This is a genomic window from Paenibacillus sp. EB106-06-01-XG199, assembly GCF_058791575.1.
In genome coordinates this window covers 346,002-364,072 of record NZ_JBYTDQ010000001.1, presented here as the reverse complement: position 1 = coordinate 364,072, position 18,071 = coordinate 346,002, and the positions used below count along the sequence as shown (strand labels likewise).

14 protein-coding genes are annotated in these 18,071 nt (G+C 49.4%); 4 read left to right on the top strand and 10 right to left on the bottom strand.

Annotated elements, in window-relative coordinates; genetic code table 11:
* Positions 1 to 217: 217 nt before the first annotated feature.
* The gene (locus AC3WT9_RS01935; RefSeq protein ID WP_341378893.1) at positions 218 to 1,324 is read left to right on the top strand and encodes a glycoside hydrolase family 88 protein; all 1,107 of its coding nucleotides are present in this window, start codon (positions 218 to 220) and stop codon (positions 1,322 to 1,324) included.
* 80 nt (positions 1,325 to 1,404) lie between these two features.
* Here AC3WT9_RS01935 and AC3WT9_RS01930 read toward each other — a convergent pair whose 3' ends face one another.
* From AC3WT9_RS01930 to AC3WT9_RS01920, 3 genes are all read right to left on the bottom strand, one after another.
* Positions 1,405 to 3,324, bottom strand: coding sequence for a M56 family metallopeptidase (locus AC3WT9_RS01930; protein WP_341378894.1), 1,920 nt, complete (start codon positions 3,322 to 3,324; stop codon positions 1,405 to 1,407).
* Entirely contained in the window at positions 3,321 to 3,689 is a 369-nt protein-coding gene (locus AC3WT9_RS01925) for a BlaI/MecI/CopY family transcriptional regulator (protein ID WP_445744976.1), read from the bottom strand. Before AC3WT9_RS01925 ends, AC3WT9_RS01930 begins: the two co-directional genes overlap by 4 nt.
* 217 nt (positions 3,690 to 3,906) lie before the next feature.
* Complete coding sequence (locus AC3WT9_RS01920; RefSeq protein ID WP_341378895.1) at positions 3,907 to 6,018, bottom strand: glycoside hydrolase family 52 protein; 2,112 nt, start codon at positions 6,016 to 6,018, stop codon at positions 3,907 to 3,909.
* Positions 6,019 to 6,194: 176 nt separating this feature from the next.
* Between AC3WT9_RS01920 and AC3WT9_RS01915 the strand changes: the two genes are divergently transcribed.
* Both AC3WT9_RS01915 and AC3WT9_RS01910 read left to right on the top strand, forming a co-directional pair.
* Positions 6,195 to 7,133, top strand: coding sequence for an AraC family transcriptional regulator (locus AC3WT9_RS01915; RefSeq protein ID WP_341093895.1), 939 nt, complete (start codon positions 6,195 to 6,197; stop codon positions 7,131 to 7,133).
* A gap of 24 nt (positions 7,134 to 7,157) precedes the next feature.
* On the top strand, positions 7,158 to 7,526 hold the full coding sequence (locus AC3WT9_RS01910) for a cupin (protein ID WP_341093896.1): 369 nt from the start codon (positions 7,158 to 7,160) through the stop codon (positions 7,524 to 7,526).
* Positions 7,527 to 7,557: 31 nt separating this feature from the next.
* Here the strand turns inward: AC3WT9_RS01910 and AC3WT9_RS01905 are convergent, their stop codons facing one another.
* The 6 genes from AC3WT9_RS01905 to AC3WT9_RS01880 form a co-directional block, all read right to left on the bottom strand.
* On the bottom strand, positions 7,558 to 8,394 hold the full coding sequence (locus AC3WT9_RS01905; protein WP_341093897.1) for a carbohydrate ABC transporter permease: 837 nt from the start codon (positions 8,392 to 8,394) through the stop codon (positions 7,558 to 7,560).
* Position 8,395: 1 nt separating this feature from the next.
* Entirely contained in the window at positions 8,396 to 9,328 is a 933-nt protein-coding gene (locus tag AC3WT9_RS01900; RefSeq protein WP_052092152.1) for a carbohydrate ABC transporter permease, read from the bottom strand.
* Positions 9,329 to 9,412: 84 nt separating this feature from the next.
* Complete coding sequence (locus tag AC3WT9_RS01895) at positions 9,413 to 10,768, bottom strand: ABC transporter substrate-binding protein (RefSeq protein WP_341093899.1); 1,356 nt, start codon at positions 10,766 to 10,768, stop codon at positions 9,413 to 9,415.
* Positions 10,769 to 11,130: 362 nt separating this feature from the next.
* Complete coding sequence (locus AC3WT9_RS01890) at positions 11,131 to 12,483, bottom strand: ABC transporter substrate-binding protein (RefSeq protein WP_341093900.1); 1,353 nt, start codon at positions 12,481 to 12,483, stop codon at positions 11,131 to 11,133.
* A gap of 30 nt (positions 12,484 to 12,513) precedes the next feature.
* Positions 12,514 to 14,262 carry a cache domain-containing sensor histidine kinase gene (locus AC3WT9_RS01885; protein ID WP_341093901.1) on the bottom strand — a complete coding sequence of 583 codons (1,749 nt, stop codon included), beginning with the start codon at positions 14,260 to 14,262 and terminating at the stop codon, positions 12,514 to 12,516.
* A 33-nt stretch (positions 14,263 to 14,295) separates the two neighbouring features.
* Complete coding sequence (locus AC3WT9_RS01880) at positions 14,296 to 15,894, bottom strand: response regulator (protein ID WP_341093902.1); 1,599 nt, start codon at positions 15,892 to 15,894, stop codon at positions 14,296 to 14,298.
* A gap of 248 nt (positions 15,895 to 16,142) precedes the next feature.
* Here AC3WT9_RS01880 and AC3WT9_RS01875 point away from each other — a divergent pair, with 248 nt between their 5' ends.
* Positions 16,143 to 16,889, top strand: a complete 747-nt coding sequence (locus tag AC3WT9_RS01875; protein ID WP_341097702.1) for a YdcF family protein — start codon at positions 16,143 to 16,145, stop codon at positions 16,887 to 16,889.
* Positions 16,890 to 16,950: 61 nt separating this feature from the next.
* On the opposite strand, the gene ybaK is transcribed toward AC3WT9_RS01875, so the two are convergent.
* The gene (gene ybaK, locus AC3WT9_RS01870) at positions 16,951 to 17,424 is read right to left on the bottom strand and encodes a Cys-tRNA(Pro) deacylase (protein ID WP_341378897.1); all 474 of its coding nucleotides are present in this window, start codon (positions 17,422 to 17,424) and stop codon (positions 16,951 to 16,953) included.
* Positions 17,425 to 18,071 lie beyond the last annotated feature (647 nt).

The following is an 18,071-nucleotide window of genomic DNA, read 5'->3' as shown; positions in this document are numbered from 1 at the left end:
TTTATATTATAAAGTTCAGGGACTGCACAAAAGTTTGGCAACGTTATAAGAAAATGTTTGTATTTTGTCGCTTTAGCAGTAGTTGTGGAATTAGCGAGTGATCTTTATCCAGCTATGATCATGACAATATTTCGATATTTTCGAATATCAAATCACAACTTTGACCGTACGGATAGCGATATACTGGGGGCACATCTAATCCAATGGAGGAATCGCAATGAGTAAAACGTATTGGCAGGAAGTCATGGACAGACTCGATACTAAGGTAACGCGCATGGTGGAGCAAATCGGCGGCAAATGTCCGCATTTCGCCGGAGCAGGCGGCAAATTTGACGATATCGGCTCAGACTGGTGGACGACGGGCTTTTGGCCGGGCCTCCTGTGGATTATGCATGATATGACCGGAAAGGACCTGTACAAGGAAGCCGCCTGGCATTGGGACGCCACACTTGAGGAATGGTTTGTTAAACCGACCGTTGAATTACATCATGATGTAGGTTTTCAATTTCTGCCGACAGCCGTAATTAAGCATACTTTGACCGGAGATGAGGATGGGCTGCGCAGAGGACTTGAAGCTGCCAATTTCCTCGCTGCACGCTACAATCCGGTGGGCAAATTCATCCGTGCGTGGAATGAAGATAAATACGGCTGGGTGATTATCGACTGCATGCTGAATATCTCTCTGCTGTTCTGGGCGAGCAAGGTCAGCGGCGATCCGCGGTACAAGCATACTGCTGTGAGCCATGCCGAAACGGCGATGAAATATGGCGTCAATGAAGACGGATCGACCAAACATATTCTTTCCTTCGATGCGGAAACCGGAGAATACATCGGGAACTTTGGCGGGCAGGGCTATTCCGCCGAATCCTGCTGGAGCCGCGGGGCAGCCTGGGGACTTTATGGCTTCATCAACACTTACCGCCACACCGGGGATGAGCGTTTTCTGGATACGGCCAAGCGGATTGCCCATTATTTCATCGCGGCATTGCCTGAGGATCACGTGCCGTATTGGGATTTCCGTCTGGAGGATGACAAGCGGATGTTCAGAGACAGCTCGGCTGCATCCATCGCTGCCTCCGGATTGCTGGAACTCGCTGAAGTTGTTCCACCCGGTGAGAAGAGACTTTACGCTAATGCTGCAGAACGGATCTTGCGCTCGCTGACAGAGAACTACGCCACCTGGGACCAGCCGGAGCATGAAGCCATTTTGCTGCACGGTACGGGCAGCGGAACCTCCTTCATCGACGTGTCACTGATTTATGGAGACTACTACTATGTGGAAGCTGTCTCGAAATTGAACGGATGGCAACATCGCATTTTCTAAGCTTGAGAATGAATGATGTGACAATAAGAAACGCCTTGCTCTCCAAAGAGGACAAGGCGTTTTGTATTGACACTTATAGATTATTGTTGCTGTGCAGTAGCTTCGCTGATCAGTTTTTCCGCTTCCATCTGGGTTAACTTTCCAGCTTTCACCTGTCTCTCGCAATAAAGCTTTATTGCAGCCAGCAATTCTTCTTTGGTGTCATAGGGACCGATGTCTGATGTATTCCCGTTGTCATCAGAAATTGTCATTTCGTGAGCTGTAGATACTTCTATTTCTCCAGGGTTATACGACAATATCATGTCATCTTTTCCATCCACCGATTTTGAAACCTTTACACCCTTCTTAATATCCTCCAATATCCCCTCATACATAGCTATGGCCTTATTAACCTTCTCAGGTGTCCATTCATACCAGCCATCGGTCGGATTCCAGCCTTTTCCGCCAATGATGGATTTCAGCGCTTTCTTTTCTTCCGCAAGCCATGCTTTATATTCTTCATAGGTCCACCATACAACCTTTGGCTGTGGATTTGCTTGTTCATAGGCTTCTTCACTCGTCCACGTTTTCCCGTCATCGGTGCTGATTTGAACTGCCCCAGTTTCATCGCTATAGGAATAAGCAGTACCAGACGACTGACCCGCTGCACCTGCCTGACCCTCAGAATCATCCGAATAGGCGAAGTCTTCATTGTCTGCAATACCGAGTTCCTTTCTTTTCTCTGCGAATTCCTTCTGCAATGCTTCCTTCTCGGCTGTTGTCTTGCTGAACTCTTCCGTGCTCCGCTTTTTGATTCCGGCCAGTTTGCCATTCTTATAGACTGCATATACATCTACAGTTCCATCCATCATAGACTGGCCGACTCCCGCCTGTTCATCAAAGAAATCACGGACTTCTTCATTTTGATACATTAACTCATGGCTTTTGGCATCATAGACCAGGCCGTAGGGTTCATAAACTGCCATCGAATTCTCTTCAAAACCACTGCCGGAAACAGGCTTAGCCGCACTGGTTGCAAAAGCAGTAACGGTACCCGCAATCAGCAGCAATGCCGCAGCAGATCCAAAGACTGTCGTTTTTTTCATTTTCATAATCGCGATAATCCTCTCTTCAATTGAATTTTTACTGAAGCTGTTAAATAACGGAGTCGCCTTGCTTTTCTTCTCCTCCATCCCAATCAGCGTCATGGCATACGCCGCTTTTATGGGTTCTCCGAATGTCCTCACAACGGTTTCATCACAGGAGAGTTCAATATCACGATTGACCAGGATATACATCACCCACACCATAGGATTGAACCAGTGCAGACACAGGGCAAATGTCAACACCAGCTTTGTCAGAGCATCAAAACGCCGGATATGCACAAATTCATGGGTAAAAATATACCGCAACCGCGTTTCATCGGTCCAATCCATATCTTTAGGCATGAGAATTACAGGCTGAAAAACCCCATAGGTCAATGGCGCTTTGATTTTATCAGATTGTCTGATTTGTACCTGCCGGCGCAGGGGATGTTCCTGCAGCCATCGAGCGGCGAAATCATTCTCGACCGGCAAAGAGGTTTGAAATTCTCTGCGGCATTTAATATAGGTCACGATAAAAAACAGGGCAAAGGCACACATTCCCAGCAGCCCAATGACCGCAAGGAGTGGAATGGATGCTGGTGCTGGTGCCGAAGCTGGTACTGAAGACGCGACATTTCCAATGGACTCCGCTGTCCCAGAAAAATTCACATTATGTAAGATTCTTGTTGCTTCTGCAGGAGGCGGGGTTGATGATGTTGTCTTCAATACCCGTTCCAGCCTATCTAAGCCTGTGTAGAAACTGAAGGTAGACGGGATCGAGAACGGAATAAGCAAGCGGCAGAGCACCACACCCCAAAGTACAAGAAACGTTTTCTTCGGCAGCTTATGCAAGGTCAATGCACGAACAACCACGATCGCAATAATGAGTACAGCCGCAGTAAGGCTCATTTGAAAAACATCCATAAGCCAGCTCATTTCAGTTGCTCCACTAGCTGCTTGAGTCTGGCAATTTCATTAGCGGATAGTTTTTTCGTGTTCAAAAGAGAAGCAAACAGCAGCTCTGTGGAGCCGTCAAAGACCTTGTTAATCAATTCAGCCGTTTCTTGTTCCTGTACCTGTTCTTTAGGAAGAATAGCCCGGCAGAGGAAATTAGGTTCAAGCCGTTCTATGGCGCCCTTGTCGATACATTTTTTGATTACGGTGTAGGTGGTGTTCTTGTTCCAGCCCACCTGCTCACTCAGGATTTCAGCAAGCTTCTTGGCGGTTATGGTGCCTTCCTTCCATAAAACATCCATGACTTTGAGCTCAGAGTCAAAAAGTTTAATTTGAATGTGGATCATCTCCTTTCAGACTATTGCAATAGTTTGTAACACCATACTACTACGATCGTCTACAATAATCAAGACTATTACAGTAGTTTCTAAATTTTTTTTCTCTTACAGGATTTCCAAATCTCAAAATAACAAAAACGGTTCCCCGGTCATGATCTAACCGGAGAAACCGCTTATTCTGGTGTTTCTCTATATCAGGTACCCGCTTGTTGCTGGAGCCCTCTGCTTATTGTTCATCCAGCCACAGGATAGCTGTTACCCCGCGAGGGTAATATTTGCTGCCGGTAATTTCCCCGGAGATAATCTGGTCGCTCCAGCTCCAGATGGAAAGCTGCGGATGTGTGAGCCATTCCACATGCGCCCGGTCCGCTTCCCGGCCGGCTTCACTCCATTCCAGCCCAAGAATTTGTCTGGCGATGAATTGGCAGAGATACACTTTGCTCAGCCAGCTGTTGTTGCTGGTGGAGGAGATTTTCCAGCCGCCGTTCTCGAACAGGCAGACACCCTGCACAAGAACCGCCTCCAGATGCCGCTCCAATGCCGCGATATAAGCGCCGAACCGGCCTCCGCGTTCCAGTGCTTCCTTGCAGCCTGTGAAATACGGGAAGACCAGACCTTCAATAGCCGGGATGATCTTCGAATCATTCCCTTCCCCAATCACTGCCGGGATATAACCGTCTTCCGTTACGCTGGCAACAATCGTTGCTGCGCAGCGTTCCGCCTGAGCTCCGGCTGTTTCTGACAGTTCTGTGTTTCCATTCTCCCGGAAAATCTTCTCCATGGCCAGGTAAGCCGCCCAGCACTTCCCGGCAAGATAGATGTTGTTGCGGGCCTGGCCAAGCGAAACATCCAGGCTGTCATAGGTGGTAATTTCGGCACCGCCCATTGTGCGCGAGCTGTCGAGGCCCATAACTCCGTTTCTCTGCTCCGGGTCCGGATGATCGCGGTTCAGCATACTTTGCAGGCAGCTCTCCAGCACGGTCAGATTCCGCTCCATCCAGGAAAGATCGCCTGTATGCTCCAGATAGACGGCCGACGTAAGAACCCAGTTGACCAGCTGTTCATGGGTCATATGCGAGAAGCAGCCGTCAATGCCGTACATCTCATAGGCGGAATAACCGGGACGTGATACAGTATTTGCCACTCCCATATCATGGGTAAAGCTGAGACCTCCAGGGTATTCCGTTTGGTCGCCAGGGAAGCGGACCGTGTCGGTGTAGCTGAATCTGTCTACGAACATATTAAGCTCGTTGCGGACCGTCCATGGATTCATCTTCAGTTCATAGAACAGCTGATCGACGGTAAGGTCGAAGGTGTTCATCATCCGGTATTCGCCTTCATTTACGATCCAGAACGGCTTGCCCTTGTAGTCCAGCAACTGCGTCGAGCCGTAATAGCTGCGGATAGCATGGGCCAGCATAAAGGTCTGATCCCTACTAAGGCCTGTGTTTTCCAGGAGGCTGTTCGCCTGCAGCGCCTGCTGCTTCAATTCATCAAAATGCGACAACGCATATTCAGCCACGGACTCCACATTGTTGAAATAGCGGTTGTAGTAATAGGAAGCATCCATACCGGAGGTAACGTAACCTGACCGGTGGAAGCTGACAGCGAAACGGTAGGTCTTCCGGACGCCAGGCGGAACATCCATGACAAGAGCTCCTACCCGGCCAAGGCCAAAGGTCCAGTTCTCCTCCAGCTCCGACAGCAGAATATCCTCCAATTTGAAATGCATGGCCGACCTTGCCGTTCCCTGCTCTGCGGCAATCGCCACAAATCTTCCTTGCCCGACACCGGCAAGCTCTGCGGAGCAGTCATCCAGTCTTCTCATCGCACTATAGGGATCGTTGCCCTGGAAGCCAAAGAATGCACGCCGCTCAACTTCACCGGCAGTGTTATCTACTTCAAATTCCACCAGCAGCGCCGGCAGCAAAATCCCCTTCAACTCTTCTTCTGAGGCCGTCTCGGGGTCCGGCACGGACCGCACCGGCGAATAAATGCGGAAGGTCAAATCACCGACCTGCCAGCTGTCTGTAGTCAGCTTGAAATCCCGGACAATTTCCCCGTCCGCAAACGGAAAGAGGATCCGCGGTTTAGACGGTTTAGGATCAGGATTCTCGATATCGTAGCGCTTGCTCTCATCCTCCCCGTCATGCTCGTGAAACGGCAGTGTATCAAAGCCGCTGCCATCCTTCCGCTGCAGTCCGATAAATATATTCTGTCTGGGCGGCTTCCCGGCTTCCAGATCAAAGCCGCCTCCCGCACCCTTAAATCCTAATGTAAAGCTGGCAAAAGAGCCGATCGGTGAATGATGGGCGTTGAAAAACTGATTCTGCGGCATATCGTAAAAACACTCCCTCCAGGCTGATTCCCGGCGGCGGCCGGGCTCTATCTCTATGTTATCTATGCCGCCCTGGGTGCGACAGGGCCAAAGCCGCCTATTATTTGGGCAAATCAATCGCCTGGAGCAAGCTATGCTATAATAAACCCATATTCTATTCGAAAATGAGGATGGCAATGAAGTCAAATGATCCCGGCATTCAGCATTCCCTGGACGGCCGGATGTCTCCGGACATCCAGGCAGCTTTTCATATTTTTGCCGCCCACTGGCGCAAAGTAAATACGCAGTGGCAGTATCCAGTACATACCCACCCAATGTTTGAAATCAATATAGTTCTGCAGGGCAGGCAGCAAATGACGGTCGGCGGCCGCTCTTATGTTCAGGAAAGCGGAGATATTCTATTCATCCGCCCCGGTGTACAGCATTCCAGCCTCGGCGCGGATTCCGGCAATGAAATGACTTATTTCTGCCTGCATTTTGATATTGATGATCTGATTCTGCGGCGTTCCCTAATGACGATGGATACGGTCAGTCTCAGCGGGAGCAGCCCGGAGCTGCGGTCTATCCGTTCCGCGCTGGACATTATCATCAGCAGGGTGATTCTCTCCGAAGCCAGCGATTCGCAGTTGAACCGGTTAATGATACTGAACGCCTCATTGCAGCTATTCACCGCACTCAGCGGCTGGGTCTTGGCCGAAATGCCTGTTGCTTCTGGAAGCGCACTTCCGGGAGTCACGGAGAATACCGTTGCCCTGGCGAATGCCATCGAAGGCCTGTTGCAGGAATCCGTCTTCACGGCAGAAGCTACAGGCAGCCGTGGCGACGGTATTGAAGGCATCGCAGCACAGCTGGGTTATAGCCCGAATCACTGCAACCGGGCCTTCCGCCAGATCTACGGGATGTCTCCGAGACAATATCTCTCCGATCTGATTATCCGCCATGCCAAGCTGCTGCTGCTTGACAACAGCCTGTCCGTCGAAGCGATTGCCCATCGGCTCGGTTATCGCGACGTCTCCCATTTCAGCAAACAATTTAAGCGCTGGACCGGTCTGCCTCCAATGGGCTACCGCAGGCTTACAGCTGATCCTAAGCTGTCAAACGATAAATCAAGCTAAACATCAGGGAACCGGGAGGATCATATGAAGATATACAGCTTTGCCAAAGAGAGCGGTAAGTCCATTACGGCTTTCAATTCAAATTTTATAATGTCGCGTATTGTACAAACCGAACAGGCTGCCCATATCGGATGTATGCATCTACAAGAGAATGGCGTAATCGGTTATCACCAAGCCGTTGTGCCGCAGCTGCTGCTGATCATAGAAGGAGAAGGATATGTCCGGGGAGAAGCAGCAGAATATGTCCCGGTGCAGGCCTGGGATGCAGTATTCTGGGAGAAAGACGAATGGCATGAAACCAGAACAGATACCGGATTAACCGCGATTGTTATTGAAAGTGAGACGTTAAATCCGGAAGCATTTATGAAAATGCAGCAAGGCCGCCCCCTGTGATCTAGGGGCAGCCTCAACAATATATTTATGCTTAACCTTTGGTAGCGCCTGCGGCGATACCTTTAACAAAATACTTTTGCAGCGATACAAAAACAATCAGCACAGGCACAACGGACATCGCCGTTCCGGCAAAAATCATATCCCAGCGGGAGGAAAATTCACCGATATAGCGGTAGATTTCCACGACCATCGTTTTGGCTTCGCCTGAAGGAAGCACGAGCATCGGCAGCAGAAAATCATTCCAGATCCCCAGACCGTTAAGCACAACCATGCTTGCCGTAACCGGTCCCATAAGCGGGAAGACAATTTTCCAAAAAATCCCGTAACGGGAGCAGCCGTCAATCTCTGCCGCTTCCTCAATTTCCTGCGGAATGCCTTTGACGAAGCTGGTGTAGAGCAGGCAGCCAAAGCCGACGGCCCCGGCCACATAGACCAGAATCGGACCGGCAAGACTTCCGTACAACCCGAACATTCTCAGCTCTTTGAACAAAGGGATCATGTATGCCTGAAACGGAATCATCATCCCGGCCAGGAAATACAGGAACATAAATTTGGTCCAGCGGACATTTCTGCGTTCGATGGCGTAACCTGCCATAGGAATGATCAAGACCTGAGCAACGATCGAAACCAGTGTTAGAATCAGACTGTTCAGGATCGCCCGGGGAAATTCGGTTTCTGTGAGCAGATATTTAAAGCTGTCCAGATATAATCCCTTAGGGAACGCAATGGCATCCTTCATGATTTCAGCGTTGCTTTTAAAGGCAGACATCAGGTTAAAGAAGATCGGGAAAAAGAAAATGATCGCCAGCAGCAGCGTTACAATAAACAGGGAAATCTCCCAGAGTCTTTTTTTCGTATGAATCGTCATATTACATCTGCACCTCACGTTTCCGGAGGAATTTAACCTGGATGACCGTAATAATCATAATGATCAGGAACAGCACCATTGCCAGCGCCGTACCAAAGCCCTGCCTTAGTTCGCCAAAGCCGACTTTATAAATAATATAGGTCAATGTCTCGGTATCAAAGCCGGGGCCCCCATCGGTCATTACTGCAATCTGATCAAAAATCTTCAGCGCACTGATCATGGAGAGCACCATACATACGGTCATCGATCCGGCTAACAGCGGGAAGGTAATGTGGCGGAATTGCTGCCAGCCGTTCGCACCGTCAATGCTTGCCGCTTCATTCAGCTCAGCAGGAATGCCTTGCAGCCCTGCCAGATAGATGATCATGTAATACCCCGCGCCTTTCCACACCGTGGACAAAATGATCGAAATCATCGCATACTTCGGATTCCCGAGCCAGTCTACCATCCAGCTTCCCAGCCCGACACTATCCAGAATCTGATTAAACACACCAAAGTTGTAATTCAAAATCATGGCCCAGACAAACCCCATTACAATCCCGCTGAGCAGAGTAGGGAAATAAAAAATACTTCTGAACAGATTGCGGAACCAGCGCACTTTATCTACGAGAATGGCCAAGGCAATAGCGGCGATATTCTCCAGCACGACCAGGCTGACCGTCATAAGCAAAGTATTCTTCAGCGCGTTGTGAACGCGGGGGCTATGCCAGATTTCCACAAAGTTAGCGAACCCGATGTACCTCACATCTTCGCTGATGCCATCCCATGAGGTGAAGCTTAAATATATACTTCCTACAGTAGGAACAATAACGAACAATGTATAAATCAAAAATGATGGCAAAATAAACATGAATGCGTAGGACTGCCACTTCTTCTTTTTCTTCGGAACGGCTGCCGCCAGCGGCTTGTCTGCTCTCTCTATTGCTGTAGCCATAGTTACTCTCCCTCCCGGAGATGCGCCGGTGAAGAGGAGTGGTTCACCTTATACGAAGGCACTCCTCTTCCGGACGCTCTTTCTTTACTGTTGGTTAGCCTTCACTTGTGCATCGTATTCTGTATCGGCTTGTTTCATATAACTAGCTACATCTTCATCATTCACAACCAAATCCTGCAGCAATTTATAGTACCAGTTGCGGAACTGCGGCGGAATCTGGTTATCCCCCCACCAGTTGTTGATCGCCAGGGATTTGGTAACGTTAGGATCAGCAATCAAATCCAGGGCTATCTTCATTTGCTCGCCCGTCTCGTAGGTTACCTTCTCTTTAGTGGATGGAATGGCATTGACGCTGGCCAGATACGGTGAATATTGTTCAGGTGCAAAGAAGAAACGGATAAAGTCTTTAATGGCTTGTGTTTTGTCGGCGTCTTTGGCGGCTTCAGCGGACAGAGACCAGCCGGCAGGTGACGGAAGGCCAATTACGTTCACTTTGCCTTCGCGGTCAGGAATCGCATAGAACCCGAAATCGAAGTTTGGATCGGCCTCTTTAATTTGTGAGAACATCCATGTGCCGGAGTAGAGCTGAGCGGCTTTGCCGGAGACCAGAATAGATGCCGTCTGGTTGTCACCGGTGCTTAGCCAGCCCTTGTCGACGTAATTCTTGAACAGGTCTTTAAAATCTGTCATGGCCTTAACCACATTGGCATCTGTAAAGCTGACTGTTTTGGCCGTACGTTTGGAGTTCCAATCCGGATCCTTTGAATACACATCGTCGATCAGGAATTTATTCACCCAGAAGCCCATGTGGAAAATATCCTTACCGCCAACCACCAGCGGGGTGATTCCGCCAGATTTCAGCTTTTCCTGGATCGCCAGGAACTCATCATAGGTTTTGGGGAGTTCAGTAATTCCGGCATCGGTATAAGCTTTTTTGCTGTAAATAATGCCTTGTGGCACGTTGACGGACAGAGGAGCGTTCCAGACCTTGCCTTCTACTTGCGGAGGATTATCGAATAAATCCAGCAGGTCGGTTGGCAGCTCGACAATTTTTCCGGCATCGGCAAATACCTCGGTATCACGCATTTCCACCAAATCCGGGAATTCGCCTACCGCATCTTTGGTTTTCAGCCAATCGAGATAAGCGGCGGAGGTCGTTTCGCTGAGATCTTTAATCTTCACATTCGGATTAGCTGCCATAAAGGCTTTGACCGAATTGGCAATCGCCTGTTTCGTTGCAGGATCACCGGCGGCGTATCCGATGGTGAAACTAACCTCTTTCTTCGTATCCGTCGCTGCCGCGCTCGGAGCATTGGATGCCGCCGACTTATCACCGGTATTGGCATTCCCGTTATTATTGTTGTTGCTGCCGCAAGCCGACAGGATAGCCGTTGCAGCGAGCAGCGTCACAGACAGCTTTGTCATTGTTTTTGTAATCATCTGTAGGACAACCCCCTAATATTTTGTTAGCATCATTACAGGAAAACACTTCGTACCTTCGTACAAAACTGACTATGAATTTTGGAACCTGCTGTGGAACCGGAAGTAGGCTTCAGACTGGAAACTGGGGTTTGATGTGCGCATCATCTTTTCGAAAGCGTTTCCTTGCTACTAGCATAGCACCCGCCGATTCGGGTTAGAATGAAGTTTCTTAAGGCTCATGTGCGGTAAATTTAAGAGAAATAACCAAGCAGCAATGGCTGGTCCATTCCCAAAAAACTCAAAAAAACAGAGGTCCGGGGACCTCCGTCTGTATAAATAGGCTACTTTATAATCAAGTTTCTTCAAGATACTTGCCCTTATTAAGGCTGGTTTTCCTTTACCTGCCTGTCGTATTCTGCATCCGCTAGCTTCATATAATCTCTTACGCTGCCCCCCTTCACTACCATCTCCTGCAGCAGCTTGTAGTACCAGTTGCGGAACTGCTGAGGGATAAGATTGCTGCCCCACCAGTTGTTGATCTTCAGTGATTTGATCACCTTCGGATCCTTGATCAGGTCCAGAGCTGCCTTCATTTGTTCACCCGTATTATAGGTAATCTTGTCTGTGGTTGAGGGAATCACGTTCAGCCGGGCCAGGAAGGAGGAATATTGTTCGGGGGCAAAGAAAAACCGGATAAAGTCTTTAATCGCCTCTCTTTTGTCAGGGTCACCTGCGGCTTCCGCCGACAAGGACCAGCCTGAGGGAGACGGCAGTCCCACAATATTTATGTTGCCTTTACGGTCTGGTACAGCATAAAAGCCATATTCGAAGCTTGGATCAGCCTCCTCTATCTGCGAGAACATCCAGGTTCCGGAGAAGAGCTGTGCCGCCTTGCCGGATACGAGAATGGAAGCCGTCTCGTTATCTCCGGTGCTGAGCCAGTCTTTATTCACATAATTAGTGAACAGATCCTTAAAATCACTCATCGCCTGAATCACATTATCATCTGTGAAGCTGACGATTCCCGCAGTACGCTTGGAGTTCCAGTCCGGGTCCTTGGCGTACACCTCATCAATCAGAAATTTATTCACCCAGAAGCCCATGTGGAATATATCCTTACCGCCGACAACCAGGGGAGTAATGCCGCTCGATTTCAGCTTTTCCTGGATGTCCAGGAATTCATCGTAAGTTGCCGGCAGCCCGGTAATCCCGGCAGCGGCATAGGCTTTTTTACTATAGATAATCCCTTCTGGCATGTTTATGAAAAGCGGTGCGTTCCAGACCTTGCCCTCTACCTGCGGCGGGTGATCGAACAGTTCCACTAAATCGGACGGCAGCGGGACAATTTTGTCGGCAGCAGCAAAGGCTTCGGTATCACGCATTTCAACCAAATCCGGAAACTCGCCCACCGCATCCTTGATTTTCAGCCAATCCAGGTAAGCGTTTGAGGACATCTCGGCAACATCGTTGATCATCACATGGGGATAGAGCTGCATGTAGCTTTTGATCGCCGCCGCAATAGCCTGTCTGGTTGCCGGGTCACCGGCTGCATAAGCGATGCTGAATTGAACCTTTCTCCCGCTCTCTGCTTCAGCATCGTCAGCTCCTGTAACGTCAGCCCCATGATTCGCAGAATTACCGTTATAGCCATGATTACTTTCACAAGCTGTCAGAATGCCGGTGGTCATTAGCAGCAGTAAAGACAGCAGGTTAAACATTTTTTTACAGAACATAAGCAGGGACCTCCCGGATGTAATGTGGGATTATTCGCTAATCGGAAACAGCAGTGTAATGGAGGTCCCTATATGCTCACGGCTGCTGACGGACAATCCGTACGCCTCACCGAAGCTGGATCGGATACGCTCATGCACATTTTTCAAACCAACATTTTTGCTGGGGGCTTCGGCGTCATTCAATGATTGGGTAATACGCGCCAGTTCTTCCCTGTTCATGCCGATACCATCATCGTACACGGTGACCGCAAGGACATTCCCCCGACGTTCCACCGTGATGCCTACCTTACCTTTTCCTTTTAGCCGCAGGCCGTGCTGAACCGCATTCTCCACAATGGGCTGCAGCGAAAGTTTCAGAATCTGCCAATCCATCTGAATGTCAGCAGCAATGTCCAGATGAAGCTCATACCGGTTCTCAAAACGGACGGAAATAATATAAAAGTAATTCTGCAAATGCTCCAGCTCACTGCCAAGGCTTACACGGTCTTCCCCGTAATCAATGACATATTTCAGCTGGTTGGAGAGGGCAAGAATCATATCGGCTACTTCCCCGGCTTCCTTGTCCACCGCATTCATACGGATAACTTCAAGCGTATTATATAGATAATGGGGGCGGATCTGGCTTTTCAGCGCATTCAGCTCTGTTTGCTTCTGCTTGATCTGGGCCACGTACGCCTCATCAATATAGACCTGCAGCCGCTCCACCATCCGGTTGAATCCATGCGCCAGCCGGCCCATTTCATCATTGGTGTTCACGCTGACCTGAATGTCCAGTTTGCCCGATTCCACCACCGTCATCTGCTTTATGAGTTCACGGATCGGAGCGGCAAGCCTGCGGGAAAACCAGACCCCCATAATAATCATTACAAAGGCACAGATCAGAATGGCGATGTATACGGTGGTTCTGGCAGACAGAAGCTGCTCGAACAAGCTGCCCCGGTGGATCTTGGCGATTAACTTTCCCTGCAAGAAAGGGATATCCTCACTGAGGATAATCATTTCATTGTTCTGCTGAACTGGCTGTGCGATGACGTCTGAAGTCTCTTTTTGATTGCTGAAATAGACTCTGCCTTCACCGTCCAGCAAATACAGTTCATCCTTCTCCCCAAGATTCAGCTCTCTGAAGAACTGCTGGAACAAAGCGGTATCGATATCGAGAAAAAGTGTTCCTACAACCTTCGGTTCTTTAGTCACACGCCCTGAGGTATCAATCAGACTGCGCCCGATGGTGAACACTTGTCTTTGCGACTGGAAGAAATAGTTATCTATATGTGTAGGAAAGATTTCTACCTTCGAGGGGTTCTCTTCCATCTTCGCCAGCCATGCCGGGATTGGGACCGGTTCACCGGACAACGACCGGTTCTCTTTCTCCTGGGAATATATCTTGCCGTCAGACTGGCGGACAAATTGCACTCCTGTAATATAAGGATCGCTGAATAGCAGCGTCTTCAGAAAGGAGTCGATCGGAATGGTGTTGATCTGCTCCCGCTCATTGACATTGGTCGCCTGGTTCTGTGTATAGCTCTCAATAAAACCTTCATAACGGCCGGTATACATCAGCTTAGAGGTTTCATTATATTGATTAAATGCGGTATTCAGATTGTAGCTCATATACAGTACCATCTGCTGCAAATTACTGGTAGTATAGCGCTCCACATAGCCGGAGAAGGTCTTCACGGAGAAGAAGCTGAGTGCAAGCAGCGGTATCAGCCCGACCAATAAAAAGGAAGCGGAAAACTTCACGAAAATGCTCTTGGATCTGCGTCCCCAGATCAACACGAACACCCCTCTTTTCTCTAAGAAAAATATCTGTTAATTTCTGACTGAATGTTTATATTCCTGCGGCAGCTTGCCATATTTCTTCTTGAACATATCACTGAAATGCCGGGCATTATTATAACCCACCAGTTCGGCAATTTCATACACCATCAGGTCGCTCTGCAGCAGCAGGCGCAGCGCATGGCCCATTCTGACTTCTGTGAGATAGGATTTGAAATTTTGCCCGGTATGCTTTTTGAAGAAACTGCTGAAATAATATGGATTCATATAAACCAGTGACGCTGTTGACTCCAGAGTAATGTTCTCCGCATAATGCTCTTCCACATAAGCCTTCACCTGCATGAGCTGCGGCATCTCTTTCCCGCCAGCCTTACAGGCCAGCTGGTCATACATCTTATTGACGACATCCTCAAATGACTGCTGCAGCTCAGCATAGGTTGGCGCATCGGTCAATATCTCCAGCAGAGGCTTGTCGTCCTGAACCAGCAGCCCGGCGTCCACACCATAGCCGACAAGCTCCTGCTCCAGCTGAATAATGGCATTGTAGATATGGGAAACCGCCTGATTCCGGCTGTCTCCTGACAGAAGCTGTACCGCTTCCTGCAGTTTCCCGGAGCTCTCAGCAAGCTGCTCCTTATCCAGCGATTTAAGCGCTTCCGAAAGTGAAGCTTGTAGGGAGACCAATTCGGATAATGGGAACGAGGCTTCCTGGCGCTCCGCAATATCCGGGATAACCCGGTTTAATCCGGCAAAATATCGGGCCTTGAGGCCTTTGAGCGCACTGCGGTAAGATTCCACCGCCTCTTCGATGCCACTCACGGACTTGCCGACACCGATAGACACCTGCAGCTTCAGAAAGCTGTTGATTTTGTGGTGAAGATCTTCCATCAAGCGCTGCGGCTCCCCTTCATGCTCGTGTTGAAGCAGTATCCCGAAGCGCTCTCCTTTGCGGAACACATAACCGCTGCCCGCCTCTTCTACGGCTTCCTTGATAATGTTGGACAAAGCGAATTCTACCAGCTTGCGTTCGCGTTCCTCCCAGCGGGTGGGCATCCCGCTGTATTCGTCAATCTCCACGACACATACGGTGGCATAACGGCTGATGGCTATATTGCCCATTCGTGCCAGTGCCGCCGCCGCTCCTTTGCTGCCGTCGGTAATCTGTTCGAGCAATTCTTCAATGGTTACGGAATGATTCTTCCGTTCATAGGATTTGAGCATTTCCTTGTTCCGCTCTTCTTCCGTTTCCTGGCGGATTACGGCGACGGCTCTGCTCACGACCTGCTCCAGCTGACCGGTGTTCACCGGCTTCACCAGATAATCAAGAGCCCCGTACTGCAGGGCTTGCCGGGCGTACGAAAACTCCTGATAGGCGCTGATAAACACCACCTTGATCGGAAGCCCCGACTCATGAATATCGCGTATAATATCAATTCCGGTAAATCCCGGCATGCTGATGTCGCTAATTACAAGGTCGGGATTGCAGGCAGCTATCATTGATTTCAGCTCAATGCCGTCACACGCTTCTCCGACAATATCCAGACCAAGCGCATCCCAGGAAATAAGCTTCTTGAGCCCGCGCAGGATTACCGGTTCATCATCCGCCAGCAGCACCCGAATATTTCTGTTCATCGCTTTCCCTCCGCTTGTATGTTCGTTCATTAGTTCCCATCTTAGCAGACTAGCTTCCCCTATTGTACAGTGTCATTATAACCAGATTGCTCCACCTATACTTTACCACGGAAGAAAGGAATGCCGGGTGCAGCTTTTTTAACAGATAAGCGCAGTTTTTTAAGATGTCTTAAGCATCTATATGGGGAGCTTACGTGGTACAATACGGCTATAGAGTATACATATAAAGGGAACGGAGGTTGATCCTGCTGATCTATATTATTAAATTCGTCTACAGCTTCATTCTGCCGCCGGGCCTGTTTGTACTGTTGTTCGCCGCGGTAGCCGTGTGGTTATGGCGAAAAAACCGCCGCCCCGCCCTGGTGCTGCTGGGCATCACGCTGTTACTCTACCTGTCCATGACCAGCCTGATTGCCGATCCGCTAATCGGCAGTCTGGAGCGGAAATATGACCAGCCAAACACCATTGACGGCGATGTTATTGTGGTGCTAGGCGGCGGCGCTTCCTCCGGCAACCGGGATCTGGACGGTGAAGGCAACCTGCTGGGACCGGCGGCGAACCGGCTGCTGACTGCTGCGCGGCTGTACCGCGAGACCGGGCTGCCGATTCTATTCTCCGGCGGACAGGTCTATGCCGATAGCGGGAATGAAGCTGACATCGCCAAACGCCAGTTCATCGGGTTAGGAATCCCCGAGGCTGATGTACTGGCGGAGAACCAGTCGCTGAACACAGAGCAAAATGCCGTAAATACGGCTGCGCTGATGAAGGCTCACGGCTTTAGCCGTCCCGTGCTTGTAACCTCAGGCTTTCATATGGCGCGTGCCATGCTGGAGTTTGAACATGCCGGGCTATCTCCGCTGGCCTTTCCCACTGATTACATTGCCAGCCGGGAATCTTCCTTCTATCCCGGCAAGTTCTCCCCTTCCCCCGGTTCAGCGGAGAACACCGGAATCGCACTGAAGGAATATCTGGGGATTCTGGCAGCACATTTTTAAGAGCAGACACAAAAAGACAGCGGCCCAAGCTTCCCCGGGCCGCTGCTTTTTCTGCTTCATTCTATTTAATCAGATCGCAATACTTCGCATTGACCATTCCGGCGAGTTCATCCGGTGCAAGCTCAATCTGCATACCGATCTTACCGCCACTAACCGCTATGCTCCCCAGCTCCTCCGCGCTTTGCTCGATATAGGTCGGATACAGCTTTTTCATCCCGACTGGCGAACAGCCGCCCCGGACATAACCGGTCCATTTCAACAGATCCTTCAGCGGGAGCATTTCAATCTTCTTCTCACCCGCAGCTCTCGCGGCTTTCTTCAGATCGAGCTCTTCGGCAACCGGAATGACAAACACATACAGGTTTGCTCCGCTATGCGAGACCAGCGTCTTAAAGACGGTTTCCGGCGGTCTGCCAATCTTCCCGGCTACCGCAGTTCCGTGGATGGCCCCATCCTCATTATCATAGCTATGTATTTCATAGCCAATTCCCTTGGCATCCAGCATCCGCATGGCATTCGTTTTGGTTATTTGCATCCTTCATCAACCTTTCCGGCAGCCCCTCTTAGCTACCGATTTTTTGCACGTAATTGCTTCTATCTATTATATCATGGACATTTACTTCATCAATAACATCAATCTTAACAAGTTCATGAATGACTTCAAACATTAACAACACCAATTATCAAAAACACCAAAACAGATAAGGTCCAACCTGTAAAAATCATCCACCGCCTAATCAAAAATGCTTAAACATTTGTAGCGGGAATATCACCCGCTAATTATGAATATATCCTTCTTTTGAACTATGTAGCGGGAATCCGTACCGTTAATATTGATGAATATTAAAATTCTATTGTTATAAGAATTATTAGCAGGCGAAATTCCCGCTAGTTACTCCAATCAGATTGTTCAGTTTTACCTAGCGGTAACTTTTCCCGTTAAAAAAGATCGGTGTTATGAGACAGTAGTTTGATGTTATACAACCGCTCATTGCATGCCTTCCTCCTAACCGCCTCCGTGTGGCAAAAAACCGCTGCCGAAATGTGCCAGCGGCTTCTACACTCTTTCCACTAGATCTGTTGGATCAAGGCAACCACACTCATTCCACCACTCCAGCTGGATCACAACATCCGCGCTCATTCCACCACATCGACTGGATCGGCAGCATCTATGCTCATTCC

Bases quoted from the DNA above. Each gene is read 5' to 3' on its own strand.
- AC3WT9_RS01935 (WP_341378893.1), top strand. From the start codon at position 218: ATGAGTAAAACGTATTGGCAGGAAGTCATGGACAGACTCGATACTAAG.
- AC3WT9_RS01930 (WP_341378894.1), bottom strand. From the start codon at position 3,324: ATGAGCTGGCTTATGGATGTTTTTCAAATGAGCCTTACTGCGGCTGTA.
- AC3WT9_RS01925 (WP_445744976.1), bottom strand. From the start codon at position 3,689: ATGATCCACATTCAAATTAAACTTTTTGACTCTGAGCTCAAAGTCATG.
- AC3WT9_RS01920 (WP_341378895.1), bottom strand. From the start codon at position 6,018: ATGCCGCAGAATCAGTTTTTCAACGCCCATCATTCACCGATCGGCTCT.
- AC3WT9_RS01915 (WP_341093895.1), top strand. From the start codon at position 6,195: ATGAAGTCAAATGATCCCGGCATTCAGCATTCCCTGGACGGCCGGATG.
- AC3WT9_RS01910 (WP_341093896.1), top strand. From the start codon at position 7,158: ATGAAGATATACAGCTTTGCCAAAGAGAGCGGTAAGTCCATTACGGCT.
- AC3WT9_RS01905 (WP_341093897.1), bottom strand. From the start codon at position 8,394: ATGACGATTCATACGAAAAAAAGACTCTGGGAGATTTCCCTGTTTATT.
- AC3WT9_RS01900 (WP_052092152.1), bottom strand. From the start codon at position 9,328: ATGGCTACAGCAATAGAGAGAGCAGACAAGCCGCTGGCGGCAGCCGTT.
- AC3WT9_RS01895 (WP_341093899.1), bottom strand. From the start codon at position 10,768: ATGATTACAAAAACAATGACAAAGCTGTCTGTGACGCTGCTCGCTGCA.
- AC3WT9_RS01890 (WP_341093900.1), bottom strand. From the start codon at position 12,483: ATGTTCTGTAAAAAAATGTTTAACCTGCTGTCTTTACTGCTGCTAATG.
- AC3WT9_RS01880 (WP_341093902.1), bottom strand. From the start codon at position 15,894: ATGAACAGAAATATTCGGGTGCTGCTGGCGGATGATGAACCGGTAATC.
- ybaK (WP_341378897.1), bottom strand. From the start codon at position 17,424: ATGCAAATAACCAAAACGAATGCCATGCGGATGCTGGATGCCAAGGGA.